The organism is Nocardioides sp., assembly GCF_036267815.1.
Classification (GTDB): domain Bacteria; phylum Actinomycetota; class Actinomycetes; order Propionibacteriales; family Nocardioidaceae; genus Nocardioides.
This window is the reverse complement of sequence record NZ_DATAVI010000036.1, coordinates 59037-82768: the sequence shown is the minus strand read 5'-3', so window position 1 is coordinate 82768 and position 23732 is coordinate 59037. Positions and strand designations below refer to the sequence as shown.

At 72.0% G+C, this 23732-nt stretch carries 31 protein-coding genes; 9 read left to right on the top strand and 22 right to left on the bottom strand.

The features are described 5' to 3' along the window. The first annotated feature begins 4 nt into the window (after positions 1-4). A complete protein-coding gene (gene cofE, locus VHW64_RS07080; RefSeq protein ID WP_329649820.1) occupies positions 5-979 on the top strand; it encodes a coenzyme F420-0:L-glutamate ligase in 975 nt (324 codons plus the stop codon). A gap of 113 nt (positions 980-1092) precedes the next feature. Here cofE and VHW64_RS07075 read toward each other — a convergent pair whose 3' ends face one another. From VHW64_RS07075 to clpS, 3 genes are all read right to left on the bottom strand, one after another. After that, positions 1093-1971, bottom strand: a complete 879-nt coding sequence (locus VHW64_RS07075) for an HAD family acid phosphatase (protein WP_329649819.1) — start codon at positions 1969-1971, stop codon at positions 1093-1095. A gap of 76 nt (positions 1972-2047) precedes the next feature. After that, the gene (locus tag VHW64_RS07070) at positions 2048-2629 is read right to left on the bottom strand and encodes a DUF2017 domain-containing protein (RefSeq protein WP_329649818.1); all 582 of its coding nucleotides are present in this window, start codon (positions 2627-2629) and stop codon (positions 2048-2050) included. After that, entirely contained in the window at positions 2626-2922 is a 297-nt protein-coding gene (gene clpS, locus VHW64_RS07065) for an ATP-dependent Clp protease adapter ClpS (RefSeq protein WP_329649817.1), read from the bottom strand. Before clpS ends, VHW64_RS07070 begins: the two co-directional genes overlap by 4 nt. Before the next feature lie 63 nt (positions 2923-2985). Between clpS and VHW64_RS07060 the strand changes: the two genes are divergently transcribed. After that, the gene (locus VHW64_RS07060) at positions 2986-4269 is read left to right on the top strand and encodes a nicotinate phosphoribosyltransferase (RefSeq protein ID WP_329649816.1); all 1284 of its coding nucleotides are present in this window, start codon (positions 2986-2988) and stop codon (positions 4267-4269) included. A gap of 73 nt (positions 4270-4342) precedes the next feature. Here the strand turns inward: VHW64_RS07060 and VHW64_RS07055 are convergent, their stop codons facing one another. Then, positions 4343-5278, bottom strand: coding sequence for a hypothetical protein (locus VHW64_RS07055; RefSeq protein WP_329649815.1), 936 nt, complete (start codon positions 5276-5278; stop codon positions 4343-4345). Between the two features lie 295 nt (positions 5279-5573). Here VHW64_RS07055 and VHW64_RS07050 point away from each other — a divergent pair, with 295 nt between their 5' ends. Beyond that, entirely contained in the window at positions 5574-6149 is a 576-nt protein-coding gene (locus VHW64_RS07050) for an isochorismatase family protein (RefSeq protein WP_329649814.1), read from the top strand. A 26-nt stretch (positions 6150-6175) separates the two neighbouring features. Here the strand turns inward: VHW64_RS07050 and VHW64_RS07045 are convergent, their stop codons facing one another. Then, positions 6176-6715: a DUF1697 domain-containing protein gene (locus VHW64_RS07045; protein ID WP_329649813.1), complete on the bottom strand. Its 540-nt coding sequence runs from the start codon at positions 6713-6715 to the stop codon at positions 6176-6178. Between the two features lie 53 nt (positions 6716-6768). Here VHW64_RS07045 and VHW64_RS07040 point away from each other — a divergent pair, with 53 nt between their 5' ends. The 4 genes from VHW64_RS07040 to VHW64_RS07025 all read left to right on the top strand — a co-directional run bounded on the left by VHW64_RS07040 (position 6769) and on the right by VHW64_RS07025 (position 10055). Then, a complete protein-coding gene (locus tag VHW64_RS07040) occupies positions 6769-7185 on the top strand; it encodes a MarR family winged helix-turn-helix transcriptional regulator (protein ID WP_329649812.1) in 417 nt (138 codons plus the stop codon). 108 nt (positions 7186-7293) lie between these two features. Further along, positions 7294-8580: an MFS transporter gene (locus tag VHW64_RS07035; protein WP_329649811.1), complete on the top strand. Its 1287-nt coding sequence runs from the start codon at positions 7294-7296 to the stop codon at positions 8578-8580. Positions 8581-8626: 46 nt separating this feature from the next. Continuing rightward, positions 8627-8767 (top strand): hypothetical protein, encoded by a 141-nt coding sequence (locus VHW64_RS07030; RefSeq protein WP_329649810.1) that lies wholly within the window; start codon positions 8627-8629, stop codon positions 8765-8767. Positions 8768-8777: 10 nt separating this feature from the next. Next, a complete protein-coding gene (locus tag VHW64_RS07025; protein ID WP_329649809.1) occupies positions 8778-10055 on the top strand; it encodes a metal-dependent hydrolase family protein in 1278 nt (425 codons plus the stop codon). A 19-nt stretch (positions 10056-10074) separates the two neighbouring features. Here the strand turns inward: VHW64_RS07025 and hppD are convergent, their stop codons facing one another. Further along, complete coding sequence (hppD, locus tag VHW64_RS07020; RefSeq protein WP_329649808.1) at positions 10075-11316, bottom strand: 4-hydroxyphenylpyruvate dioxygenase; 1242 nt, start codon at positions 11314-11316, stop codon at positions 10075-10077. An 81-nt stretch (positions 11317-11397) separates the two neighbouring features. On the opposite strand from hppD, the gene VHW64_RS07015 reads away from it, so the two are divergent. Next, on the top strand, positions 11398-11865 hold the full coding sequence (locus VHW64_RS07015) for an Lrp/AsnC family transcriptional regulator (protein ID WP_329649807.1): 468 nt from the start codon (positions 11398-11400) through the stop codon (positions 11863-11865). A 145-nt stretch (positions 11866-12010) separates the two neighbouring features. On the opposite strand, the gene VHW64_RS07010 is transcribed toward VHW64_RS07015, so the two are convergent. From VHW64_RS07010 to modA, 8 genes are read right to left on the bottom strand one after another with little or no spacing between them, the layout of a single operon-like run. Then, positions 12011-13807: a DEAD/DEAH box helicase gene (locus VHW64_RS07010; RefSeq protein WP_414690466.1), complete on the bottom strand. Its 1797-nt coding sequence runs from the start codon at positions 13805-13807 to the stop codon at positions 12011-12013. Continuing rightward, on the bottom strand, positions 13804-14079 hold the full coding sequence (locus tag VHW64_RS07005) for a DUF3039 domain-containing protein (protein ID WP_329649806.1): 276 nt from the start codon (positions 14077-14079) through the stop codon (positions 13804-13806). Before VHW64_RS07005 ends, VHW64_RS07010 begins: the two co-directional genes overlap by 4 nt. A gap of 30 nt (positions 14080-14109) precedes the next feature. Then, positions 14110-14667 carry a YqgE/AlgH family protein gene (locus VHW64_RS07000; RefSeq protein ID WP_329649805.1) on the bottom strand — a complete coding sequence of 186 codons (558 nt, stop codon included), beginning with the start codon at positions 14665-14667 and terminating at the stop codon, positions 14110-14112. 31 nt (positions 14668-14698) lie between these two features. Beyond that, on the bottom strand, positions 14699-15274 hold the full coding sequence (locus VHW64_RS06995; RefSeq protein ID WP_329649804.1) for an HAD family acid phosphatase: 576 nt from the start codon (positions 15272-15274) through the stop codon (positions 14699-14701). A gap of 21 nt (positions 15275-15295) precedes the next feature. Beyond that, positions 15296-15673, bottom strand: coding sequence for a TOBE domain-containing protein (locus tag VHW64_RS06990; protein ID WP_329649803.1), 378 nt, complete (start codon positions 15671-15673; stop codon positions 15296-15298). 41 nt (positions 15674-15714) lie between these two features. Beyond that, entirely contained in the window at positions 15715-16701 is a 987-nt protein-coding gene (locus VHW64_RS06985) for an ABC transporter ATP-binding protein (protein WP_329649802.1), read from the bottom strand. Next, positions 16683-17483: an ABC transporter permease gene (locus VHW64_RS06980; protein ID WP_329649801.1), complete on the bottom strand. Its 801-nt coding sequence runs from the start codon at positions 17481-17483 to the stop codon at positions 16683-16685. Before VHW64_RS06980 ends, VHW64_RS06985 begins: the two co-directional genes overlap by 19 nt. After that, complete coding sequence (modA, locus tag VHW64_RS06975) at positions 17480-18244, bottom strand: molybdate ABC transporter substrate-binding protein (RefSeq protein WP_329649800.1); 765 nt, start codon at positions 18242-18244, stop codon at positions 17480-17482. The genes VHW64_RS06980 and modA overlap by 4 nt, the downstream gene beginning before the upstream one ends. Positions 18245-18318: 74 nt before the next feature. Here modA and VHW64_RS06970 point away from each other — a divergent pair, with 74 nt between their 5' ends. Next, positions 18319-18945, top strand: coding sequence for a TetR/AcrR family transcriptional regulator (locus VHW64_RS06970; protein WP_329649799.1), 627 nt, complete (start codon positions 18319-18321; stop codon positions 18943-18945). Here the strand turns inward: VHW64_RS06970 and VHW64_RS06965 are convergent. From VHW64_RS06965 to VHW64_RS06930, 8 genes are all read right to left on the bottom strand, one after another. Next, positions 18935-19942, bottom strand: a complete 1008-nt coding sequence (locus VHW64_RS06965; RefSeq protein WP_329649798.1) for a DUF3048 domain-containing protein — start codon at positions 19940-19942, stop codon at positions 18935-18937. The two genes, VHW64_RS06970 and VHW64_RS06965, sit on opposite strands and share 11 nt — an antisense overlap. 96 nt (positions 19943-20038) lie before the next feature. After that, the gene (locus VHW64_RS06960) at positions 20039-20524 is read right to left on the bottom strand and encodes a hypothetical protein (RefSeq protein ID WP_329649797.1); all 486 of its coding nucleotides are present in this window, start codon (positions 20522-20524) and stop codon (positions 20039-20041) included. Beyond that, positions 20514-21284 (bottom strand): 3-oxoacyl-ACP reductase FabG, encoded by a 771-nt coding sequence (gene fabG / locus VHW64_RS06955; protein ID WP_329649796.1) that lies wholly within the window; start codon positions 21282-21284, stop codon positions 20514-20516. The genes VHW64_RS06960 and fabG overlap by 11 nt, the downstream gene beginning before the upstream one ends. Before the next feature lie 134 nt (positions 21285-21418). Then, on the bottom strand, positions 21419-21697 hold the full coding sequence (locus tag VHW64_RS06950) for a hypothetical protein (protein WP_329649795.1): 279 nt from the start codon (positions 21695-21697) through the stop codon (positions 21419-21421). Continuing rightward, a complete protein-coding gene (locus tag VHW64_RS06945) occupies positions 21697-21822 on the bottom strand; it encodes a hypothetical protein (protein ID WP_329649794.1) in 126 nt (41 codons plus the stop codon). Before VHW64_RS06945 ends, VHW64_RS06950 begins: the two co-directional genes overlap by 1 nt. A 396-nt stretch (positions 21823-22218) precedes the next feature. After that, positions 22219-22935, bottom strand: coding sequence for a Clp protease N-terminal domain-containing protein (locus VHW64_RS06940; RefSeq protein ID WP_329649793.1), 717 nt, complete (start codon positions 22933-22935; stop codon positions 22219-22221). A gap of 41 nt (positions 22936-22976) precedes the next feature. Beyond that, entirely contained in the window at positions 22977-23186 is a 210-nt protein-coding gene (locus VHW64_RS06935; RefSeq protein WP_329649792.1) for an RNA polymerase subunit sigma-70, read from the bottom strand. Positions 23187-23218: 32 nt separating this feature from the next. Further along, positions 23219-23638: an HIT family protein gene (locus tag VHW64_RS06930; RefSeq protein ID WP_329649791.1), complete on the bottom strand. Its 420-nt coding sequence runs from the start codon at positions 23636-23638 to the stop codon at positions 23219-23221. Positions 23639-23732 lie beyond the last annotated feature (94 nt).

The following is a 23732-nucleotide window of genomic DNA, read 5'->3' as shown; positions in this document are numbered from 1 at the left end:
CCCTGTGATCACGATCTGGGCCCCCGACGGGGTCGGTGACGTCGGCGAGGGCGACGACCTCGCCGCCCATCTGCTGGCCGTCACCCACGATGGCGCAGACCTCGCCGACGGCGACGTGGTCTGCGTGACCAGCAAGGTCGTCAGCAAGGCCGAGGGGCGCGCCGTGGCCGTCGACCGCGCCGAGGCGGTCGCCCGCGAGACCCGCCGGCTGGTCGCCCGCCGCGGGAGCCTGTCCATCGTGGTCAACCGGCTCGGGCTCACGATGGCGGCGGCCGGGGTCGACGCCTCCAACGTCGCGCCCGGTCGGGTGCTGCTGCTCCCCGACGACCCCGACCGCACCGCACGGGGCCTCCGGCTGGAGATCGGTCAGCGAGCGGGGGTCGACGTCGCCGTGGTCGTGAGCGACACGGCGGGACGAGCCTGGCGCGAGGGGCAGACCGACATCGCGATCGGCGCCGCCGGCCTCCGCGTCCTCGACGACCACGTCGGGAGGGTGGACCCCTACGGCAACGTCCTGGCCGTGACCGCACCGGCCGTCGCCGACGAGCTGGCCGGGGCCGCCGAGCTGGCCGCGGGCAAGCTCGGCCGGCGGCCGTTCGTCGTGGTCCGCGGCCGCGGAGACCTGGTCCTGGCCCGCGGCGACGACGGGCCGGGTGCCGCCGCGCTGCTTCGTCCCGAGGCAGCCGACCTGTTCGGCCTCGGCGCCCGCGACGCGGTCGTCGCGGCCCTGCGGGGTTCGGTCCAGGACCGCGCGGCGTACGGCGCCCCGGCGGAGGCAACCGACCTTCGCGACCTGCTGGCCGCCCTGACGGGTGCCGAGGTGTCGCACGACGGCGAGCGCCTGGTCGTCTCGGGCAGGGACCCTCGCGCCCGATGGGTGGCCGAGGTGGCGGCATACGCCCACGGCTGGACGACCCGGGTCGTCGACGACCTCACCCTTCGGGTCGTCCCGTCACCGCCCCCGTCCGCCGGCGGCTGAGCCGCCCGCAGCCACAGGGGACGCCTGCCCACCATCGCGCGGAGCTCGAGGATGAAGTCCGGGATCGGCAGCGCGATCCTCGGCTCCGCGCGCGGTGAGACCTCAGCTGAGGGTCAGGGCAGGAAGTACATCGGGTTGGGCATCTTCACCGTGTGCTTGGCGAAGCCACCCTCGAGGTCGCTGAACTGGTCACCGAGGTTGGCCACGATCCGGTAGCCCAGGGACTCGATGTGCTGGCGGGTCAGCGACTTGTACTGGACGGTCGTGCAGCTCGGTGCGCACGAGGAGAGCCACGGCTCCGTGGCGCCGCTCGCGTCCTTGAGGTAGAGGTCGGCGGCGTCGTAGGTGTAGCCCGCGTCGGTCAGGTTGGCCTCGGTGCCGGTGAGCTGGGTGATCGGGCGCCCGGTCAGGAAGAAGACCGTGTAGCCCTTCTTGATCGCCTTGCGCTCAAGGGCAGGCATGCCCGGCACGGCCGGGAAGACGCTCGCAGAGCCGGCGTTGACGAACGCGGCGTTGGACGCCGGGTCGTAGACGAAGCTGCTGTAGATCTCGTAGCTGTAGGTGTTCAGCGTCGTGTCGTCGATGTCGAAGACGACGGCCGGCCTGCCGTGCCCGTGCTTGTGGCCCTTCGCGTGGTGGGCGCGGTGCGCGAGGAAGTGCCCGGCCCGGGCGGCGATCCGCTCGGTCTGGTGGGCGTAGGCGCCGTCCGCGGAGAACTGGTGGAGCATCGTCGATGCGTCGACCGGGTCCGGCGTCGTGGTCAGGGTGTCGCCGTAGTACGCCTTGATCGCGGTCTTGACCTGGTCGATGTTCTGGATCTGGCTGTCGCTGGTCGGGTTGGTGGGCGGCGCCGGGACCGCGCCGCCGTGGCCGTGGCCGCCGTGGGCCAGGGCCAGGCCCGGGATCGTCAGGGCCGCGGTGGCGGCAGCCGACGCGATCGCCACGGTGGTGGTGCGCGCGGCGCTCTTGCTGAGGTGGAAGGGTGACTTCACGAGATCCTCCGGTTCGGGTGACAGGTGGCCTCACCCAAACACGACCCCCCGACATTCGACAAGGGAGCCCGACGGCTCAGCCCAGCGCGTCGACCAGCGTCTCCTGGAGGTAGCCGACCCACTGGTACACGTCGTAGGCCGGCGAGCGCGGGTCGTCGCCGGGCAGCGCCTGCCAGCGGTCGTCGTCGTCCTGCTCGATGCCGAGCCGGGTCGCCAGGGCCAGCCGCAGGTCGGTGAACGACTTCAGCCACACCAGCGCCTCGGCCGGCTCGAGCTCGACGTCGATCACGATTCGCTGGGGTCCGAGCTGGGGCGGGAGGCCGGCTTCCTCCAGGCTGTCGATGATGGCGGCGGCCCCGGCGGCCTTGCCGTCGCGCAGCGAGCCCTCGGTGAAGCGCCGGAACTCCCCGGCCGCCTCGACGTCACCGGGGTACGCGGTGGGGAACAGCCGCGCGAGCACCGGATCCTCCGGCTCGGTGGTGGGCCCGTCGAAGCTGAGCATCGCCTCCAGCGGGTCCTCGTGCTTGCGCGAGACGGCGGCCTCGTTGCGCAGGAGCTCGATCAGCTGGGAGGCGAAGGAGCGGAGCAGGTCGGCCTCCAGGCCCGAGAACGTCGCGATGACCCGGCCGCTGCGGCGATGGCGGGTGAACCCGCTCACGACTGCTTCTCCAGCGTCGCCCACAGGCCGTACTCGTGCATCGCCTGGACGTCGCGCTCCATCTCCTCGCGGCTGCCGTTGCTGACCACCGACTTGCCGTCGCGATGCACCTCGAGCATCAGCTTCTCGGCCTTCTTCTCGGCGTAGCCGAAGTAGGTGCGGAACACGTAGGTCACATAGCTCATCAGGTTGACCGGGTCGTTCCACACGATGGTCACCCAGGGACGGTCGACGAGCGTGATCGCGTCCGGCGTCAGGTCAGGCTCGGCCTCGACCGGGCTCGTCGTCGCCATCCGCCCATGGTGGCACAGCGGCGCGGCCGTCCCGGCCGCCGCCACGACCCCTACGCTTGCCGCGTGCCCGCGTCGACCGCCCTGCTGACCGACCACTACGAGCTCACGATGCTCCAGGCCGCGCTCGGGTCGGGCACCGCCCAGCGGCGTTCGGTCTTCGAGCTCTTCCCACGCCGCCTCCCCGAGGGTCGGCGCTACGGCGTGGTGGCCGGCGTCGGCCGGGCGCTGGACGCCTTGGCGGCGTTCCGCTTCGACGACGACGTGCTCGACGCCCTCGACGGCGTGGTCGACGAGCCCACCCGCGCGTGGCTCTCGTCGTACCGCTTCACCGGCGACGTCTGGGGGTACGCCGAGGGCGAGGTCTACTTCCCGCACTCGCCGCTGCTGATCGTCGAGGGCTCCTTCGCCGAGGCGGTGCTGCTCGAGACCGTGCTGCTGTCGATCTACAACCACGACTCGGCGATCGCCTCGGCCGCGTCGCGGATGACCCAGGTCGCCGGCGAGCGGCCGTGCATCGAGATGGGGTCGCGTCGTACCCATGAGGAGGCGGCGGTGGCCAGTGCCCGCGCCGCCTACGTCGCGGGCTTCGCGACGACGTCCAACCTCGCGGCCCGGCAGAGGTACGGCGTGCCGTCGGCCGGCACCAGCGCCCACAGCTTCACCCTCCTGCACGACAGCGAGGCCGACGCGTTCCGGGCACAGGTGACGTCGCTGGGACGCGGGACCACGCTCCTGGTCGACACCTACGACATCCGCGAGGCCGTCGCCCTCGGCGTGCAGGTCGCCGGCCCGGAGCTCGGCGCCGTCCGGATCGACTCCGGCGACCTCGGCGCGCTCGCCGGCGAGGTGCGCGCGCAGCTGGACGCCCTCGGCGCCACGCAGACCCGGATCGTGGTCACCAGCGACCTCGACGAGTTCGCCATCGCTGCCCTCGCGAGCGCTCCTGTCGACGCCTACGGCGTCGGGACCCAGCTGGTGGTCGGGTCCGGACACCCGACCTGCGGCTTCGTCTACAAGCTGGTCGCCCGCGAGGGCGACGACGGGCAGCTGGTCGGGGTGGCCAAGCGCAGCACCGACAAGGTCTCGGTCGGGGGCCGCAAGTACGCCCTGCGCCGACGCACGCCCGCGGGGGTCGCCGAGGCGGAGGTGATCGGCATCGGCCAGGAGCCGGTCGACGACGGCGACGACCGGGCGCTGCTCGTGCCGCTCGTGCGCGATGGCGAGGTGGTGGGCCGGGAGCCGCTCGACGACGCTCGCGAGCGACACCTGGCCTCGCGTGCCGAGCTCCCCCAGGCCGCGCAGCAGATGTCGCGCGGCGAGCCGGTGATCCCGACGCTCTTCCTATGACCTCTCCCGACCCGCCTTGCCTCCGGCCCCCCTCTGAAGAAAACGCGGAAGAACGACAGCGACATGCCCGGGATCAGTGTCGTTCCTCCGCGGTTTCAACCCGGAGGCCGAGCCGCAGCTCGAGGCGTCGTTGCCCCGAACCGGACCAGAGCGAGTCCCCGAGGAGCGCGTACCACGCCTGGAGTCGCGACGGATCGTGTGCCCGGCCCAGAGCGAAGTCAGCGTCCCGGACGATGGCGGCAGGGGTGGTGAGGACGTCGCGCGGTGTGTAGCCACGACGTTGATGGCCGGCGGCCACGATGCGCCGCTGGCGGCCGAGGTCCTTGCGGTACCGCCGCTGCTCGAGGTGATCGCTCCCGTCCACCTCGTGCATACTCGTGGTGCCGACGACGATGAGGTCAGCCCGAGCCACGAACTCACCCTGAGCGTCGACGACGACGTGCTGCGGCTCGACCTCGATGCCGCACACGACGTGCAGGACCCGGAGCAGACTCTCGAAGATCGACTCCGCGCGGGGGTCCATCAGTGGGATCGCCCTGCGGAGCAAGGGCGCACCCCGTCGTCGCAGTCGTGACTCCGCAACCAGCTCGGCGAGCGTGACGTCTCCCCGGGCCAAGGCAGCGTCGCCGACCAGCACGACGTCGAGGAGAGACAGGTCGCGGGCGCAGGCCAGCACTGTCTCGGCGGGCTTCGCGACTCGCACACCCTCGACCAGCACCCAGGGCGGCAGCGTGTCATGACGGCATACACGCAGGCCCGGGCGCGCGATGCGACCGGCCCGACCCGCCGCGACGAAGAGCGGGAGCCCCTTCGGAAGCGGCGGCAGCCACCAGCCGCGAAGACCGGCCGCGGTGAGGCTGGTGAACGACGACCAGAGGGGAAGCGCGTACTGCCACGCCCGCAGCCTGGCTGCGACGTCGTCGGCGGTTGCCGTCTCGATGTGGACGCCGTGCGTCACGCGCTCCCACCCGCGTCGGCGCTCGCGCCCGATCGTCACCCTGTCCTCCATCGCCCGAGCCTCTGCCCGTCGGGTGCCCGACCGGTCCCGCCGGGCGCTGGCCTGGGGAATATCGCGTTCCGGCGCCGACAGTGGACGCACACCGGTGCCGTGCCCCATCCAGCTCGGGCCGGCCCGCCCCGGCCACCGCCGAAGAAACCGGTGATGAACGACACCGACACGCCGACGCGGGGTGTCGTTCTTCCGCGTTTTCCTCTAAAGGCTGGCCGGGGCCGGGGCCGGGGCCGGGGGCGGGGGTCGGGGCCGGGGCGGGGGCGGGCAGGCGGGGCGCCGATACCCTCGGGCCATGACCCGGGCGCTGATCGTGGTGGACGTGCAGAACGACTTCTGCGAGGGCGGCTCGCTCGCGGTGGACGGCGGAGCACGGGTCGCCAGCGACATCGGCGAGCTGCTGCACCACTGGGTCCGCGGCGACGACCAGGCACCGGCGTACGACGTCGTGGTGGCGAGCAAGGACCACCACGTCGACCCGGGTGCCCACTGGTCGACCGAACCCGACTTCGCCGAGTCGTGGCCGGTGCACTGCCGGGTCGGCACCGACGGCGAGGCCTTCCATCCCAACCTCGATCCTCAGCCGTTCGACGCGGTCTTCCTCAAGGGCGACCACCAGGCGGCGTACTCCGCGTTCGAGGGCCGCACGGTCGACGGCGACGCACTCGCCGACTGGCTCCGGGCCAAGGCTGTCGACGAGCTCGACGTCTGCGGCATCGCCACCGACTACTGCGTGCGGGCGACCGCCCTGGACGCCTGCCGGGCCGGCTTCGCCACCCGCGTGATCGGGCACCTGTGCGTCGGCGTCGCGGCCGAGTCGAGCGCGAGGGCCCTGGCGGAGATGGCCGCGGCGGGCATCGTCCTGGCCTGAGCGCTTCGGGAGAGGGGGGTGGCCCCTCAGCCCCACTTCTCGGCGAGGGTGCGGACGACGTTGAGGTTGCGGTTGGTCGAGACGCCGAGGTGCTTCTCGACCACGGCGTTGGACAGCTTGGCGGTGTGGTAGTCGGCGCCGAGCAGGAGGTGCGCACCGCGACCGCGCACCACCGCGTGCTCGCCGGCCCTGCCCGCGTCGTCGAGCCGGCGCGCCGTCGCCCTCATCGGCGCCTTCTTGAGCAGCGACACGTAGTAGCGCCCGTCGTGCCCCTCCCCCAGCTCCACCGCGTCGGCGGCGATGTCGCGCAGCTCCTGCTGGGTCAGCGCCACCGTCGGCACCTCGAAGCCGGCCTCCTCGGCGAAGGCCGACTCCAGGGCCGCCTCGACCTTGGCGGTGCTCCGCATCGGCGTGGTCACCTTGACGTTGCCGGTGTTGAGGTAGGTCTCGACGTCGGTGAACCCCGCCGACTCGCAGGCACGCACGATCGCCGCCTTGGAGAACTTCCGCGTCGCCCCGAGGTTGACGGCCCGCAGGAACGCGATGTAGGTCGGCACGGTGTCCATCCTGCACCGAACCGGTCCGCGGAGCCCGGGACCGGGATCGGTATCCTGCCCGGGTGCCCAGTGACCTCGAGCAGCAGAGCAGCGAGCTCGTGGTCCAGGCCGCCCGGCTGGTGCGGGCCATCCGTCGCCGGGTCGGAGATCCGGCCGGCATCCGGATCCTGGCGCTGCTCGACGACCTCGGGCCGATCGGGGTGACGGCACTGGCCGACGCCGACCGGTCCTCCCAGCCCACGATCTCCGGAGCGGTCCGGCAGCTGGTCGAGGAGGGCTGGGTCGCCAAGGACCCCGACCCGGTCGACGCGCGGCGCACGGTCGTCGAGCTCACCCCGGCGGGGCGCGCGCGGCTCGCCGAGGCCCGCCGCGACAACGGCGCCGCGGTCGCCGAGCGGCTGGCGCGCACCGGGCACGGTGTCACCGACGTGGCCCGCGCGGTCGCCGTCCTGCGCGACATCCTGTCCGAGCGCCTCTAGGGCTAGGGAAGCGCTCCCGGCGCGAGGGTGCGCCAGCTCACACGGGAACAACCGCCACAATCCATAGGTTACCTATCTATAATCCAGCCACCCGTCGAGAGGAAGTCCGTGTCCACGCACGCCGCCCACCACCAGCCGCCATCCGCCCGACAGGCCGACCAGACCACGTCCGGGTCGTTCTTCGCGCAGCCCCGAGCGGTGTGGGCCGTCGCGTTCGCCTGCGTGATCGCGTTCATGGGCATCGGACTCGTCGACCCGATCCTCAAGGACATCGCGGTCCAGCTGAAGGCGACGCCCAGCCAGGTCTCGCTGATGTTCACCAGCTACATGGCGATCATGGGCGTGGCGATGCTGGTCACCGGCGTGGTCTCCAGCCGGATCGGCCCCAAGCGCACCCTGCTCTCGGGGCTCGTGCTGATCATCGTCTTCGCGGCCCTCGCCGGCTCCTCCCACAGCGTCGGCGCCGTCGTCGGCTTCCGGGCCGGCTGGGGTCTGGGCAACGCGCTGTTCGTCGCCACCGCGCTGGCCACGATCGTGATGTCGGCCACCGGTGGCACGGCCCAGGCGATCATCCTCTTCGAGGCCGCGCTGGGCATCGGCATCGCGTCCGGGCCGCTGGTCGGAGGGCTGCTCGGCGAGCACTCCTGGCGCGCGCCGTTCTACGGCGTCTCGACGCTGATGGTGATCGCGCTCGTCGCGACCACGTTCTTCCTGCCGGCGACTCCCCCGAGCGGTCGCCACACGTCGCTCGCCGACCCCTTCCGGGCGCTGCGCCACAGGCCTCTGCTGCTCACCGGGCTCACCGCCGTCTTCTACAACATCGGCTTCTTCACCATCTTGGCCGCCGGCCCGTTCGCCCTGCCGGGCTCGGGGATCATCGCCATCGGCTGGATCTACTTCGGCTGGGGCCTGCTCGTGGCCGTCGTGTCGGTGTTCGTCGCCCCCCGGGTGCAGCGCCTCGTCGGGACCATCCCGGCCGTGATCGGGACGCTCGTGCTGTTCATGCTCGACCTGCTGATGATGGCGGTCTTCGCCGACCACCAGACGGTGGTCATCGTCGGCATCGTGGCGTCGGGTGCCTTCATCGGCAACAACAACACCCTGATCACCGAGGCGGTGATGGGCGTCGCGCCCGTCGAGCGCGCGGTCGCGTCGGCGGCGTACTCCTTCGTCCGCTTCTGCGGCGGCGCCATCGGCCCCTATGTCGCGCTGAAGCTGTTCGGCCTGCCGCCGCACGAGCACGTGCACGCGCCGTTCGTCTTCGGGGCGGTCATGGTCGCGGTGGGCATCGTGATCATGACCAGCGGCGCCGGCGTCCTCACCCGAGCGCTGGCGGGCAGCCACGAGACCTCGGCCGACGAGGCCGAGGCGATCCTGGTCGGCGACCTGGACTGACGGCGTGTCCGGCCACGGCCGCCGTCGGCGGTCGTAGCGTGCACCCGTGCCCTGCGACTACTGCGGCCGCGCGTTCGACCCGATCGCGACGCGATGGCTGTGCCCCCACTGCCACATGAAGGCCAACTGCTGCGACGGTGCGCCGCTGCCGGCTCCCGTGACGACGCGGGAGCCGCAGGACCAGTAGGTTCCCAGGCGTGACAGACGACAGCCCCGCCAGCGGCGCCCCCATCGGCCGGGCCGCCCGGCACGCCGTTCGTCCCGGCCACCTGCTCGACGTGAGCACGGGCGAGACCCTGACCGACGTGGCGCTGGTGGTCGAGGGCGAGCGGATCGCCGGCGTCGTCTCGGCGTCCGACCTCCCCAGCGACCTGCCCGTGCGCGACCTGCCGGGGCACACGGTGCTGCCGGGCCTGGTCGACTGCCACTCCCACCAGATCGGCGAGGAGGACAGCGGGCACGGCTACACCGAGCTGCTCACCCGGACCGGCGCCCAGGAGGCCATGAGCGGCGTGCGCAACGCTCGCGCCACCCTGGAGGCCGGCTTCACCAGCGTGCGCGACGTCGGGACCTACCGGGCGTTCGTCGACGTCGCGCTCCGCGACGCGATCGACGCGGGGTGGACGCCGGGGCCGCGGATGATGGTCGCCGGGGCCTATGTGAGCTGCTACGGCGGCGGCGGCGACATCGCGGGCCTGGCCCCCGACGCCGAGCACCTCGTGCCGGCCGAGCTGCGGGTCGGAGTCGTCAGCACGGTCGACGACGTACGCCGCGTGGTGCGGCGGATCCTCTACGGCGGCGCCGACCTGGTCAAGCTGATCGCCACCGGGTCGGTGATGTCCGACAACGGCGACCCCGGCGTCCCCGAGCTGACCGAGGAGCAGATCCGGGCCGCCGTCGAGGAGGCCGCCCTCCACGGTGCTCACGTCGCGGCCCATGCGCACGGCGCGGAGGGCATCAAGCGTGCGGTCCGGGCCGGCGTGCACTCGATCGAGCACGGGTCGCTGATGGACGACGAGGGCGTGGCGATGATGGCCGAGTCGGGGACCTGGCTGGTCGCCGACATCTACGGCGGTGACTACATCGCGGAGATCGGCCGGCGGGACGGGTGGCGGGCCGACGTGCTCCGCAAGAACGACGACACGACGCAGACCCAGCGCGCCGCGTTCGAGAAGTGCCTCGCGGCCGGGGTCCGCATCGCCTACGGCACCGACAGCGGGATCTATCCGCACGAGTTCGCCGCGCGCCAGCTGGCCTACCACGTGCGGCACGGGCAGTCGCCGCTGGACGCGATCCGGTCGGCGACGACCCGCGCCGCCGAGCTGATGGGGTGGCAGGAGCGCATCGGACGGCTCGAGCCCGGGTGGTACGCCGACCTGGTCGCGGTCGCCGGTGACCCCCTCGCCGACGTCCGCCTCCTCGAGGACGTGCGCTTCGTGATGAAGGGCGGCCAGGTCGTCCGCCCCCTCCGCTGACTCCGCTGACTCCGCTGACTCAGAGGTTGCCGCGTAGCTCCTGCTCTCGCTCGATGCTCTCGAAGAGCGCCTTGAAGTTGCCCTTGCCGAAGCCGAGCGACCCGTGCCGCTCGATGAACTCGTAGAAGACCGTCGGGCGGTCGCCGATGGGCTTGGTGAAGATCTGGAGGAGGTAGCCGTCCTCGTCGCGGTCGACCAGGATGGCCCGCTTCTTCAGCTCCTCGATGGGCACCCGGACCTCGCCGATGCGAGCGCGCAGCGCGGGGTCGTCGTAGTAGGCGTCGGGCGTCTGGAGGAACTCCACGCCGTTGTCGCGCAGCATGTCGACGGTGCGCAGGATGTCGCCGGTGGCCAGGGCGATGTGCTGGCAGCCCGCGCCGCCGTAGAACTCGAGGTACTCGTCGATCTGGGACTTCTTCTTGGCGATCGCCGGCTCGTTGAGGGGGAACTTGACGCGGTGGTTGCCGCTCGCCACGACCTTGGACATCAGGGCGGAGTAGTCGGTGGCGATGTCGTCGCCGATGAACTCCGCCATGTTGGTGAACCCGAGGACCCGGTTGTAGAAGTCGACCCACTCCTCCATCCGGCCGAGCTCGACGTTGCCGACGCAGTGGTCGATGGCCTGGAAGAGGCGCTGGCCGCGAGCCTGCGCCGGCCCACCCTCGCGACGGGTGACCCGCGTGGACGCCGCGACGTAGCCGGGCAGGAACGGACCGTCGTACCGCGAGCGGTCCACCAGCGTGTGCCGGGTCTCGCCGTACGTCGCGATCGCGGCCGTGCGGACCGTGCCGTTCTCGTCGGTGACGTCGTGCGCCTCGGCCAGGATCGTCGCGCCCTGCGACCGCGCGTGCTCGACGCATCGGTCGACGTCGGGCACCTCCATCGCCAGGTCGACGACGCCGTCGCCGTGCTTGCGGTGGTGGTCGAGGATCGGGCTGTCGGTGGCGACGCCACCGGTGAAGACGAAGCGCGCGCTGCCGGACCGCAGCACGAACGACTTGGCGTCGCGGTTGCCGGTCTCGGGGCCGGAGTAGGCCTCGAGGTCCATCCCGAAGACCAGCTGGTAGAACTGCGCGGCCTGGGTCGCGTTGCCGACCACGAAGCCGACGTAGTCCTGGGCGGTGACCGGGAACGGGTCGTTCGTCGCGTCGTACTCCACGAGGCCGACCAGCTGCTTGAGCTGGTCGAGGGTCAGGTCGGCCTTGAGCTCGTCGGCGGTGAGGGCACCGCCAGTGGACGGGGTCTCATGGGTCGTCGTCATGAGCTTCACCTTGCCTGGTGGTGACAACCTGCGCAACAGTACTGGGATTCACTAGTCAAACTGCACACCACGGGAGACGCGATGGACGATCTCGACCGCAGATTGCTCGCCCTGTTCGCCGCCGACCCGCGGATCGGCGTTCTCCAGGCCTCGCGCGAGCTCGGCGTCGCCCGCGGGACGGTGCAGGCGCGCCTGGACAAGCTGGCCGACAGCGGGGTCGTGACCGGGTGGGGGCCGGACCTGTCGCCGGAGGCGCTGGGCTTTCCGGTGACGGCGTTCCTGAGTCTGGAGATCCGCCAGGACCGGGTGGAGCTCGGCGGTCACGACGCGGTCGCCGGCCACCTCGCCACCATTCCGGAGGTGCTCGAGGCCCACACCATCACCGGGGCCGGCGACCTGTGGGCACGCGTCGTGGCCCGCTCCAACGCCGACCTCCAGCGCGTCATCGACCTGGTCCTCCAGGATCCCGCGATCGTCCGCTCCTCCACCGTGATCGCCCTGGCCACCCAGATCCCCTACCGCGTCCTGCCGTTGGCCCACTCCGGCTAGTCGGTGTCGACCGTTCCGGGGCGGGGAAGATCATGCAGGTGGAGGTGGCATGGGCGACGAGGCGGCCGGCGGCATCGTGGAGCCGGGCCTGGGCCCGCGCCGTGCTGAGCAACCGGCTCGCCGGCCGGGGCGACTCCGATCGAGGTCAGCGGAAGGGCCGCGACGCCCACTCGCGGAGTCGGTTGATCCGGGCGTGCAGGTGCTCGACGCCCGCGATGGCGGCGGGCGGGCCGCCCAGCTCCTTGCGCAGGGCGGCGTGGGTCACCCCGTGGGCCTGGCCGGTGCGGTGGTGCCACGCCGCCACGAGGCCGTTGAGCTCGCGCCGCAGGATGGCAAGCTGCTCGTGGGTGGACGGCGCGTGCTCGACCGGGGCGTGCCGCTCTCCGGCCGGGGCGGTACGGCGCGAGCGCTGGCGATGGTGGAGCAGCTCGCGGACCTGGTCGGGCTCGAGCAGGCCGGGGATGCCCAGGAAGTCCATCTCCTCCTCCGAGCCGACGTGCACCTCGCCGGCATGCCCGAACGCGGACCCGTCGTAGACCACCTGGTCGAAGCGCGCCTGCGAGCCGAGCGCCTCGTAGCTGCCCAGCAGCTCGTCGGAGGCTCCCTCGTCGGCATTCGCCCGGGCCACCAGGTCCTGCTCGGCGGCGAGGATGTCACCCTCGTCGGTGATGGTCCGGCCCAGGACGTGGTCGCGCTCCAGCTCCATCTGCGCGGCATGGCTCAGCAGCGTGGCGACCGACGGGACGAAGACCGAGGCCGTCTCGCCGCGTGCTCGCGCGCGCACGAAGCGGCCGACGGCCTGGGCGAAGAACAGCGGGGTCGAGGTGCTGGTGGCGTAGACACCCACCGCGAGCCGCGGGACGTCGACGCCCTCCGAGACCATGCGCACCGCGACCATCCAGCGCTTCTCGGACTCGGTGAACGTCGCGATCCGGCGAGACGAGGCCTTCTCGTCGGAGAGCACGAGCGTGGGGGTCTCGCCGCTGACCTTCTTCAACAGCGCGGCGTACGCGCGGGCCGACTCCTGGTCCGAGGCGATCACGAGCCCACCGGCGTCGGGCACGTGACGGCGTACCTCGGTCAGCCGCCGGTCGGCCGCGGCGAGGACCGAGGGAATCCACTCCCCCGCCGGGTCCAGCGCGGTCCGCAGCGCCTGGGCCGTCAGGTCCTTGGTCAGCGGCTCGCCCAGCCGGGCCGAGATCTCGTCCCCGGCGCGGGTGCGCCAGGCGAGGTCGCCGGAGTAGGCCATGAAGAGCACGGGGCGGACGACATGGTCGGCCAGCGCGTCTGCGTAGCCGTAGCTGAAGTCGGCCATCGACCGGGGCACGCCGTCCGGGCCCGGCGCGTAGGTGACGAAGGGGATCGGGTTGACGTCGGAGCGGAACGGCGTGCCGGTGAGCCCGATCCGACGGGTCGCCGGCTCGAAGGCCTCGCGGACCGCCTCGCCCCAGGTGAGGGCGTCGCCGGCGTGGTGGATCTCGTCGAGGACCACCAGCGTCTTGAACCGCTCGGTGCGGATCCGCATCGCCAGCGGGTTGACCGCGACACCGGCGTAGGTCACCGCGACGCCGACGTAGTCGGACGAGGTCTTCCCCGAGCCCGCGGAGTACGCCGGGTCGATGGGGAGCCCGGCCCGGGCGGCCGCCTCGGCCCACTGGAGCTTGAGGTGCTCGGTGGGCGCGACCACGACGACGCGGTCGACGACCCGGCGACCGAGCAGGTCGGCGGCCGCCGACAGGGCGAACGTCGTCTTCCCGGCACCCGGGGTCGCGACGAGCAGGAAGTCGCGCGGCGCCCGCACGGCGTAGTCGGTCAAGGCCGCCGACTGCCAGGCGCGCAGGGACGGCGCCGTGCCCCAGGCGGCCCGCTCCGGCCAGGCCGGGGTCAGTGCAGTGGAGAGGTTGTCGGGAGCATCGGCGGGCGGGAGCTGGCGTCCCGTCACTCGCCGTCGTCTCCGGCTCCGGGCTTCATCGACTCCCAGGCGTCCTTGCACTCGGGGCAGACCGGGAACTTCTCCGGCGCCCGGCTCGGCACCCAGACCTTGCCGCAGAGCGCGACGACCGGCGTCCCCATGACCATCGCCTCGGTCAGCTTGTGCTTGTCGACGTAGTGGCTGAAGCGCTCGTGGTCACCCTCGTCGGTGGGGACCGTGCGCTCGTCGACCCGCTGGTCGACGGCGGTGTCGGTCAGGGGCGAGAAGCCGGTGGGAGCCACGCCGCCAAGCCTACGACAGCCCTCGGACGCTCAGTTCAGCTCGGGGTCGGCGGGTCGGTTCACGTGCCAGGCGAGCTCGCCGGGCTGGCGCCGCATGACCTCGCGCCACAGGTCGCTGGGGTCGGCCTGGAAGGCGTCCGGCGGCAGCGACGGCAGCACGTACCAGTCGCCACCCTCGATCTCGCCCTCGAGCTGGCCCGCCCCCCACCCGGCGTACCCGGCGAAGATCCGGACCCCGTCGACCGCGGGGTCGATGTCGTCCGCGGTGCCCTCGAGGTCGACGATGGCGAGCCGCTCGGTGACCGGCCGGAGCCCCGGGCCTACGGCGCCCTGGTCGCGCAGGAGCGCGACGGCCAGGGCCCCTTCCGGGGAGACCGGACCGCCGCGGAACAGCACCTCGGGCTCGGCCACGATCTCGCCCCAGTCGGCCAGCACCGAGACCACGGGCACCGGGGAGGGGCGGTTGATGACCACGCCCATGGCGCCGTTCTCGTCGGTGTCCAGCAGGAGGACGACCGCATCGACGAAGTTCGGGTCGACCAGCTCGGGCGACGCCAGCAGCAGCATCCCCGCCCGGATCTCGGCCATGCACCCATCATGCCCCCCGGCGCGGGGACCGTCAGCCGAGCCGGCCGCCGTAGTTGGGCAGCCGGAAGGCGCGGCCGTAGTCCTTCACCCCGGAGAAGTCGGTGCGGTTGTTGCCGATGTTGGCGACGATCGTGTACCCCTCGCCGACGAAGTGCCTGCGGCACCGCACCTTGCCGCGGCGCAGTGCGACACGCACGCCGGTCCGGCCGCACATCTCGGTCACGGCGTACCCCGCCTTCACCAGCAGCTTCTTGCCGGCCTTGATGCCAGGGCCGTAGCGAGCGGTGTTGAACAGCACGGCGACGTCGTGGTTGGCCGCCCACGTGGCGAGCCGCAGCACCGGCTTGACCGGGTGCCCGGGCTGGTAGTGCGTCGCGAGCGAGGTGTTGTCGATGTCGAGGTTGACCGCGTACCTCGGCCCCGCGACGGAGACGGCGGCGCGCAGGTAGTCGCGCCAGCCGGTCATCGCCGCGGCGACGTCATGGTGCCACTGCCGCCGCGACGGCAGCGGTGCGGCGTTCGCCGAGGAGGGCAGGGCGCCCACCACGAGCGCGAGCAGAACGGCGGCGAGGCCGGCGCGCGCCCGAACGGGTCCGGAGGAGAGCATGCGCAGACGGTACGCGATCCCTCAGGCCCGCTCGACCATGACACTGGTGGCCTTGACGACGGCGGTGGCCGCGACCCCGGGGGCCAGCTCCATCTCGTCGGCGGCCTCGCGGCTGAGCAGCGAGACGACGCGGTAGTCGCCGCAGGCCAGCTCGACCTTGGCCATCACGCCGTCGCGCTCGACGGAGACCACGACGCCGGTGAACCGGTTGCGGGCGCTGGAGGTGCGGTCCGGTCCGCTCAGCGCGTGCAGGAAGCCGGCCAGGTCCGCGGCCGGCAGGACCCGCTGGTTGCCGCGGCGCTCGAAGGTGATCCGGCCCTCGGTCTCCCACCGGCGCAGGGTGTCGACGCTGACCCCGAGACGCTGGGCGACCTCGCCGATGCGCAGGTAGTCAGCCACGGGCTCAGCATAGGACTGACACTGGTGGCCGACCCTGACGCTCAAGCGCCCTCGGCGTAGGTGTCGACCGCCGACTCCTTGACCGAGAGCCAGACATCGCGCCCGGGAACCAGCCCGAGCTCGACGGTCGACGCGAGCGTGACGTCGGCGAGCAGATCGTGCTCTCCGTTGACGAGGAGGCGCACCGACTCGCCGTGCGGGGCGGCGTGGGCGATCACTCCCGGCCAGCGCCTCCGAGCGGAGCCGTCGGGCTCTCGTAGGGACACCGTCACGACCGTCGGGCTGAACGCCACGAACCGAGTCCCCTCGCGCAAGACGTTGAGGCCGACGAGCCGCGCCACATGCTCTGACCGCGGACGGGCTGCGACCTCGAGCGGGGTTCCGGTCTGCACGACCCTCCCGGCGTCGAGGACGACAACACGGTCGGCCAGCGTGAGAACGTCGATGGCGTCGTGGGTCACCAGGACCGTGACGCCGGCGAAGGCCCGCAGGTGACGGGCCAGCTCGATGCGCAGGGTCGTCGCAACACCCACATCGAGCCCGCCGAACGGCTCGTCGAGAAGAAGCAGCGCCGGATCCAGGACCAGGGCCCGCGACAGGGCCACGCGCTGCGCCTGCCCCCCCGAGAGTGTCCCTGGGCGTCTCGCCTCGAGGTCGGCGATGCCGAACCGGTCCAGCCAGGCTCGGGCGCGACGCTCGGCTTCCCCGCGCGCAACGCCTCGCGCGCGCGGCCCGAACGCGACGTTGTCCAGCGCCGACAGATGAGGGAAGAGCCGCTGATCCTGAAAGACGAGCCCCACGTCCCGCTGTCGAACGGGCCGGGGAGGGTCGCTCCAAGACCTGCCCGACACCGTGACCGACGCGGTGCAGGCGACCAGCCCTGCCAGGGCCGCCAGCAGCGTGCTCTTCCCCGCGCCGTTGGGGCCGATCACCGCTGCGGTCTCACCCGGCTCGGCCGTCAGCTCCGCCTCCAGTCGACCCCTGACCGAGATCGTCGCGCGAAGGCCGCTCACGATGTGCTCAGCCATCGACTACGCAGGCCCACGAGCACGCCGATCGAGGCGACGAGCAGGATCATGCTGAGGGTGCGCGCAACGCCGGGATCGTCCTGGAGCGCGGTGTAGATCTTGGACGGCATCGTCTGGGTGGTCCCCGGGTAGTTCCCCGCGAACGTGATGGTGGCGCCGAACTCGCCCAGGGAGCGCGCCCACGCGAGAGCTGCGCCGGCGACGATCCCGGGGACCACCAGGGGGAGCGTCACCCGGCGGAACGTGGTCCAGCGATCGGCACCGAGGCTCGCAGCGACGGTGTCGAACTGGTCCCCGACCGAGCCCAGCGATCCCTCGACGCTGAGCACGTAGAACGGCAGGGCCACGAAGGTGTGCGAGATGACCACGGCCGTCGTCGTGTAGGGGATCGTGATCCCCCACCACTGGTAGAGCAGGTGTCCCACCAGACCGGTTCTGCCCAGGGCCGTGATCAGGGCAACTCCGGCGACGACCGGCGGCAGCACCAACGGCACCAGGACGAGCGCCCTCAGCAGAGCTCGTCCCGGGAACGACGTACGGCTGAGCAGCCAGGCCAACGGCGTACCGAGAACGATGCAGAGTCCGACCGTCGACAAGGAGGCCACCAGGGTCAGCCGAAGCGCCTCCAGGACAGCGGAGGACGTCAGCTGGCCCCAGAAGCCGGCCCAGGGCGTGTCGAGCACGAGCGACACCAGCGGGACGACGAGAAGCGCCGACCCGACCAGGGCCGGCACCAGCAGGACGACCGGGGGACGCCCCAGCCGGACGGAGCCGGGGGTCACGGCGCCCCGAACCCGGCCTTGCGAAGGACGGCCTGACCTCGGGTCGACAGGACCATGTCGATGAACTCCCGGGCGAGGGAGGAGTGCTTGGACTGGGTCAGTGGCGCGATCGGGTACGACGTGGTCTGTCGTGCACTGCCGGGGATCGGCAGGGCCTTGACGGCGGAGCCGGCCGCGACGGCGTCGGTCGTGTACACGATCCCGGCATCGGCCTCGCCCTCGGTCAGCGTCGCGAGCACCGACTTCACGTCGACCTCTTGGCTGACCGGCTTACCGGTGATGTGGTCCTGGTCCAGCAAGGCCTGCCCGACCACACCGCAGGGAGCCGTCGGGACGCACATCACGAACTTGACCGAGGGCTTGTCCAGGTCGGTGAAGCCCGTGATGCCGGCGGGATTGGCAGCCGGCGTCGCCAGCACCATCACGTTGGTGGCGAACACCTGGGGACTCGCCGCCTGAGCGGCCTTCGCGCTGGCCATCGTCTTGGTGTCGGCGGTCGCGAGGACGTCGGCCGGCGCGCCCTGAGTGGCTTCCTGGGCGAGAGTCGCCGAGGAGTCGAAGGCGAACTTCACCGCGACCCCCGGGTGCGCCTTCTCGAAGGCCTGGCCCAGATCGGTGAACGAGCCGGTCAGCGAGGACGCCGCCAGCACGGTGATCGTGGTGTTGCCGCCACCGCCACCGCCGCCGCAGCCGGCGAGAAGAGGAGCGAGAAGAGCGAGAGCGGCGCCGGCTACGACGGGGGCCTTGGTTCGTGAAAGCACTCGGCAGTTCTAGCACATCCTAGGTATTTTCTAGGTTCCGATCCGGCCGGCGCTCGCGGCTTTACACTGCGCCGATGGGCACGAGCCGCGCGGAGTTCTCCGCCTCGACCCGGCGGACACTGGTCGAGGTCGCCGAGCGGCTCTTCGCCGAGCACGGCTACGCCGCGACGTCGCTGGACGCCATCGTGGCCGGCGCCGAGGTCACCAAGGGCGCGCTCTACCACCACTTCTCCGGCAAGCAGGCCCTCTTCGAGGCCGCCTTCGAGAACGTCGAGTGGGCCGGCGCCCGCCAGATCCGGTCGGCCCTGGAGGGTCATCCGGACCCGTGGGAGAAGGCGGTCGCGGGGCTCCGGGCGTTCCTCGAGGTCGTCCGGCAGCCGGCGTACAGCCGGATCGTGGTGCAGGACGGCCCGTCGGTGCTGGGCTACGAGCGATTCCGGGAGCAGGAGGAGCGACCGACCTTCGTCTACGTGCTGGACATCGTGCGCGCGGTCTTCGGCGCCGGCGACTGGGAACCGGACGACGCCATGGTGCACACGTTCGCCCGGATCTTCTTCGGGGCGATGTCGTCGGCGGGGACGACGGTCTCCCGCGCGGACTACCCCGACGAGGAGGCCGAGCGGGTGGAGGCCGCGATCGGCTTCATCCTGGCCGGGCTGCGCGCGCTCTCCGACCAGGCCGTGCCGGCCCCTACTTCTTGAAGGTGACGTTGCCGCCGACCTGCGGCACCAGCTCGATCCAGGTGCGGCCGGCGGGGACCTCGAGCTTCTGGCCGCTCTTGGAGGTCAAGGTGATCGGCGATGCGGACGCGCCCTTGTGCCAGGTGGCGGCGTACATCCGGCCGTCGTGGAAGAGCAGCGCGTTGCCCTTGCCGGTCAGCAGCGTCTTGGGCACCGGGTTGCCGGCGGGGTCGAGGTAGCCGGCGTTGCCCTCGCGCACGCGCAGCACCAGCACGTTGGTGGCCGGGAACTGGTCGCCGGCCGGCGCGTTGCTGTTGAGGTTGTGGTAGCTGCCGTTCTCGAACTGCCACTCGGTGGTGTGCCCACCGGAGAACTGCGCGCCGATCGAGGTGACCTTGCGGCCCTTGGGCAGATCGCTGCCGGTGCCGAACTGGAGGTACTCGGGTGGAGTCGCGGCCTTGGTCTTGGTGGCCTTGGCGATCTCGTTGAGGTGGACGAACAGGTTGTACGGCGCGGCGCGCTCGGTCGAGCGGTACATGCCGGGCGAGCCCTCGCCGTAGAACGGGATCTTGGCGCCCTTGATCAGCGCGATCGTGCGCGGAGCCGCGCCGCTGGTGACCATCGAGGCGTGCACCGGCGAGACCACGTCGATGTCGCTGGCGCGCATCGAGCGGACCGGCCCGACGTTGCCGGGGATCTCGGAGTAGTAGAACGCCGCCAGCCGGGTCAGACCGCCCTCGACCAGCTCCTCGACCACCATGTCGGCCTTGGACAGGCCGACCTGCGGCTGGCTCGCGACGGTGTTGTCCATCTTCGCCACCAGCACCGGGTGGTCCAGTGACGCCGTCTTCCCGGAGGAGACCTTCAGCCCGGTCAGCGGCCAGAACTGCTGGATCGACTGGCCGCCCTCGACCTTCTGCGGGCCGGACTCGGCGGTCGAGCTTGTCGAGCCGCCGCACGCCGTGAGCATCAGGCCGGCGGCCGTGATGGCGGACAAGGTCAGGGCATAGCGTCGCACGCGAATCTCCATCGATGATGTTGACTTTCGATCGGCTCCAGTGTGAGGGATGGCCACAACCGCTCCGGGAAGGCCACGCCGTGGCTGTGAGGCGAGTCACCCGCTCCCGGTGATGTCCGCGGAGGCGAGCTCCTGGTAGCTCGTGGGGTCGACGAAGTCGACGTGGAAGCCGGTCCCATTCGTGTGGGGGACGACGATCATCAGCGCGGGCGTGGCGACGCCGGGCTGCCCCGACCCATGGGACTTGGTGTACGACGTGCGGAAGACCAGCGGCTTCCCGCCGTTGTCGGTGCCGGTCGAGGGCACATGGGCCAGCGCCTGCTGCTGCGTGGTCGGGTCGACCGGCGACAGCCCCTGGTAGGTCAGGCCCTGGGCCTCCAGGCTGCCGGTGAAGCCGCTGGGCAGCTCGGAGTAGACGTCGACCGACGACGCCTCGTTGCGGCCGTGGGTCAGCACGAAGCCGAGCACGCCGAACCACACGATGAAGATGACAGCGCCGATCCAGATGTGCCGGGTCTTGAAGCCCGGAGGCGCGCCGGTGCGGTGGATGTAGTCGGGGGCGGGAGCCGCGTCAGGAGACAAGCTTGGCTCCTCCGTCGACGTACAGCGTCTGGCCGGTGATGTAGGACGCCTCCTCGCTGCACAGGAACGCGGCGGCGGCCGCGATGTCCTCGGGGTAGCCGACGCGGCGCACGGGGTTGCGGTCCGCGGCGGCCTGCCGGAACTCCTCGACCGGCATCCCGACCCGGGCGGCCGTGGCATCGGTCATGTCGGTGGCGATGAAGCCCGGTGCGATCGCGTTGGCGGTGACGCCGAAGGGGCCCAGCTCGATGCCGAGAGTGCGCACGAAGCCCTGGATGCCCATCTTCGCCGCGGCGTAGTTGGCCTGCCCTCGATTGCCCAGCGCAGAGACGCTGGACAGGCAGACGACCTTGCCGTACTTCTGCTGCACGAAGTGCTGCTGGGCGGCGCGGGTCATCGCGAACGCACCGCGCAGGTGCACGGCGATCACGGTGTCCCAGTCGTCGTCGGTCATCTTGAACAGCAGGTTGTCGCGGGTCACCCCGGCGTTGTTGACCAGGATGTGCAGGGCTCCGAGCTCGCCGACCACGCGCTCGACCGCGGCCCGCGCCGACCCGGTGTCGCTCACGTCGCACCCGATCCCGAGATGAGGGCGGCCCGCCTCGGCCGGCAGCTGCTCGGCAGCGGCGCCGGCCTGAGCCTCGTCGAGGTCCAGCACCGCGACCGAGGCGCCCTCGTCGGCGAGACGGGTGGCGATCGCCAGCCCGATCCCGCGCGCGGCGCCCGTCACGACGGCGACGCGCCCGTCGAAGCGGCCCATGTGCTGACTCCTCGCGGCTCGACTGGTGTCCCTACGGCACCCGCCACTGTAGAGGCCGGGTGGAGACGTCAGCCGACCGGGACCGGGTGCTCGTCGAGCCCGAGGAACCTGGCGTAGGCCGGGCGTAGGCCTCGTCAGGCGCCCCGCCCTCCGATCAGGTAGACCTTCTGGGTCGCCTTGGGCAGCGTGACCTTCGTCGCGGCGCCGTTGCGATGCTGACGGGCCAGGAGCACCACGCCGCACGGCCCGGCCGCCTCGATGTGCGTCGTCCCGTGCAGCCTGCGGGCGTCGAGGTCGCCCGGGTCGGTGCTCCTGCGCCCATGGGCGAGGGTGGTCCAGTGGCCGGCGCCGCCGTCGAGCGGCGCGGCGTACAGCCGCTGCGCCGGTCGCCTGCCGACCAGGCAGCTGGCCATCACGACGCCCCCCGCTCCACCAGCGGGGCCGTGCACTCGGCCGGGGTCTGGAGGGTGCGGGCGAGGCTTCCGCCGCGCCCGATCACCAGCAGCCGGTGGTCGCTGCTCTTGGCGGTGCCCGTCACGACCTGCCGTCCCGACGGCGATGCCAGCAGGACCTGGGCGGGGCCGTCGTCGTCGAGACGCAGCAGGGGCGAGCCCTTCCGGCCGCCTGCCTTGGTCAGGCAGAGGGAGCCGTGGTCGGCGAAGGTGGCGCCGGTGATGCCCCTGCCGAGGCCGGTGCTGCGATGTGTCCCGGCGCCTTGAGGTCGTCGACGACGGCCTTCTGGTGGGAGCTGGTGGTGTCGACGAGCTCGACCGCCCGGTCCCCGTCGGTCGACCAGTCCGTCAGGTGCCGGTGGCTCGACCCGTTCGGGCCGCCAGCGCGGCGGAGGCGATGCGCGTGTGTGTCATGCCGGTTCGATGCGAACGGACACCCGCAGGTTGCGGATGTCCGTCGCAAGATGAGGTTCGGAGCCGGGTCAGGCGTCGGCCGCCGGCTTGACCGCCGCCTCGGCCTGGGCGCGCAGACCCTCGGCCCCGGTCGAGGAGGCGAGCACGGCCCGCACGGCCGGGTCGTCGGACCGGGTCAGCGCCACGAGCATCCGCGCACCGGTCATGCCGGGCACGCGCCTCGTCTCCTCGCGTGTCTCGAGGTCGAGCTGGTCGCGCAGGACCGACCGGCGCACGTCGCGCAGCACCGCGCGCAGCTCGCGCGAGAACCGCACGTCCTCGCGCCGGCTGCGGGGGCCGCGACGGCCGCGGCCGCGGTCGTGGCCCCGTCCGTGGTGGTGCCGGCCGCGGCCGCCTCGGCCGCGCCCGCCCTCGCGGCGCGAGCCGCGCTCGGATCGGGCGGCCCAGCCGTCGGCCAGGTCGGCGCCGAGGTTGCTGCGCACCGCCTCGCGCACCCGGTCGAGGTCGATGCCGATGGCCCTGAGGGCCTCGCGGTCCTCCTCGTAGTGGTCTGCCTGGGTCTCGCGGTCCGACTGCGCGTCGACGTGGTGTGCCGCGACGAGGTCGCGGGTGGAGTCGAGGTCGAGGCCGTGGTCACGGAGCGCGGCGTAGGCCGTCCCCCGTGGGTTGGCGAGCAGGCCGGCCAGGAGATGGCCGGGGCCGACCTCCCGGTGGCCGAGCTCGCGGGCGATGTCTGCCGCCTGGGTGACGGCGATCCTGGATTCGGTGTCGAATCGGCTGTGCATGGGTGTTCTCCTCAGGTTCTTGGGATGTGTCTTGGGATGTGTCAGTCGCGGGAGTGCTTCTGGTGAACGGCCTGCCGGCTCACCTGGAGCACGTCGGCGATCGCCTGCCAGCTCCAGCCCTGCTCGCGCGCGCTGTGGACCTGCACCGCCTCGAGACGGTCGGCCAGCGCGCGCAGGGCCCGGACGGCGGCCAACCCCTGCTCGGGGTCGTTGCTCGCCGCACCCTCGGAGAGCTCGGCAGCGTCGTTCACGATGTCAAGTTAACCTGACATGCCCGCTTTTGTCAACTTTTCCTGACGGACGTCCGGAGCCGGTCGGCGTAGCTCGCGGCCTCCCCGTCGGCGTACCTGGTGCGCGGCCAGAAGAAGCCGCGGAGGCCGTCGCCCTTGGTCCGCGGCACGACGTGCAGGTGCAGGTGGGCGACCGACTGGCTCACGACGTTGTTCATCGCAACGAAGCTGCCCTGGGCGCCGAGCCCCTCGACCACCGCGCGCGCCAGTCGCTGCGCGGCCTCGAGGAACGGGTCGCGCAGGACGCCGGGCAGGTCGAGGAGGGTCACGACGTGCGCGCGCGGCACCAGCAGAACGTGGCCCTTGAAGACCGGGCGGGCGTCGAGGAACGCCACGACGTCGGGCTCGTCGAGCACGAGGTCGGCCGGGGTCGCCCCCGCGACGATCGAGCAGAACACGCAGTCGGCCGCCACGAGCACCCAATCTAGTGAGGTGCCGACCAGCGGTCTCGTCCTCGAGGACAGGTGCTCGGCACCTCAGGCGGAGGTGCCGGACCGGCCCGCCCGG

What these genes read in the sequence shown, in the direction of transcription:
- VHW64_RS07045 (WP_329649813.1), bottom strand. Translation starts at nt 6,715, where the DNA reads ATGGACACCGTGCCGACCTACATCGCGTTCCTGCGGGCCGTCAACCTC.
- fabG (WP_329649796.1), bottom strand. Translation starts at nt 21,284, where the DNA reads ATGGGCCGCTTCGACGGGCGCGTCGCCGTCGTGACGGGCGCCGCGCGC.
- VHW64_RS07015 (WP_329649807.1), top strand. Translation starts at nt 11,398, where the DNA reads ATGGACGATCTCGACCGCAGATTGCTCGCCCTGTTCGCCGCCGACCCG.
- VHW64_RS06970 (WP_329649799.1), top strand. Translation starts at nt 18,319, where the DNA reads ATGGGCACGAGCCGCGCGGAGTTCTCCGCCTCGACCCGGCGGACACTG.
- VHW64_RS06995 (WP_329649804.1), bottom strand. Translation starts at nt 15,274, where the DNA reads ATGCTCTCCTCCGGACCCGTTCGGGCGCGCGCCGGCCTCGCCGCCGTT.
- VHW64_RS07000 (WP_329649805.1), bottom strand. Translation starts at nt 14,667, where the DNA reads ATGGCCGAGATCCGGGCGGGGATGCTGCTGCTGGCGTCGCCCGAGCTG.
- VHW64_RS06950 (WP_329649795.1), bottom strand. Translation starts at nt 21,697, where the DNA reads ATGGCCAGCTGCCTGGTCGGCAGGCGACCGGCGCAGCGGCTGTACGCC.
- clpS (WP_329649817.1), bottom strand. Translation starts at nt 2,922, where the DNA reads ATGGCGACGACGAGCCCGGTCGAGGCCGAGCCTGACCTGACGCCGGAC.
- VHW64_RS07055 (WP_329649815.1), bottom strand. Translation starts at nt 5,278, where the DNA reads ATGGAGGACAGGGTGACGATCGGGCGCGAGCGCCGACGCGGGTGGGAG.
- VHW64_RS07050 (WP_329649814.1), top strand. Translation starts at nt 5,574, where the DNA reads ATGACCCGGGCGCTGATCGTGGTGGACGTGCAGAACGACTTCTGCGAG.
- VHW64_RS06940 (WP_329649793.1), bottom strand. Translation starts at nt 22,935, where the DNA reads ATGCACAGCCGATTCGACACCGAATCCAGGATCGCCGTCACCCAGGCG.
- hppD (WP_329649808.1), bottom strand. Translation starts at nt 11,316, where the DNA reads ATGACGACGACCCATGAGACCCCGTCCACTGGCGGTGCCCTCACCGCC.
- VHW64_RS06985 (WP_329649802.1), bottom strand. Translation starts at nt 16,701, where the DNA reads ATGGCTGAGCACATCGTGAGCGGCCTTCGCGCGACGATCTCGGTCAGG.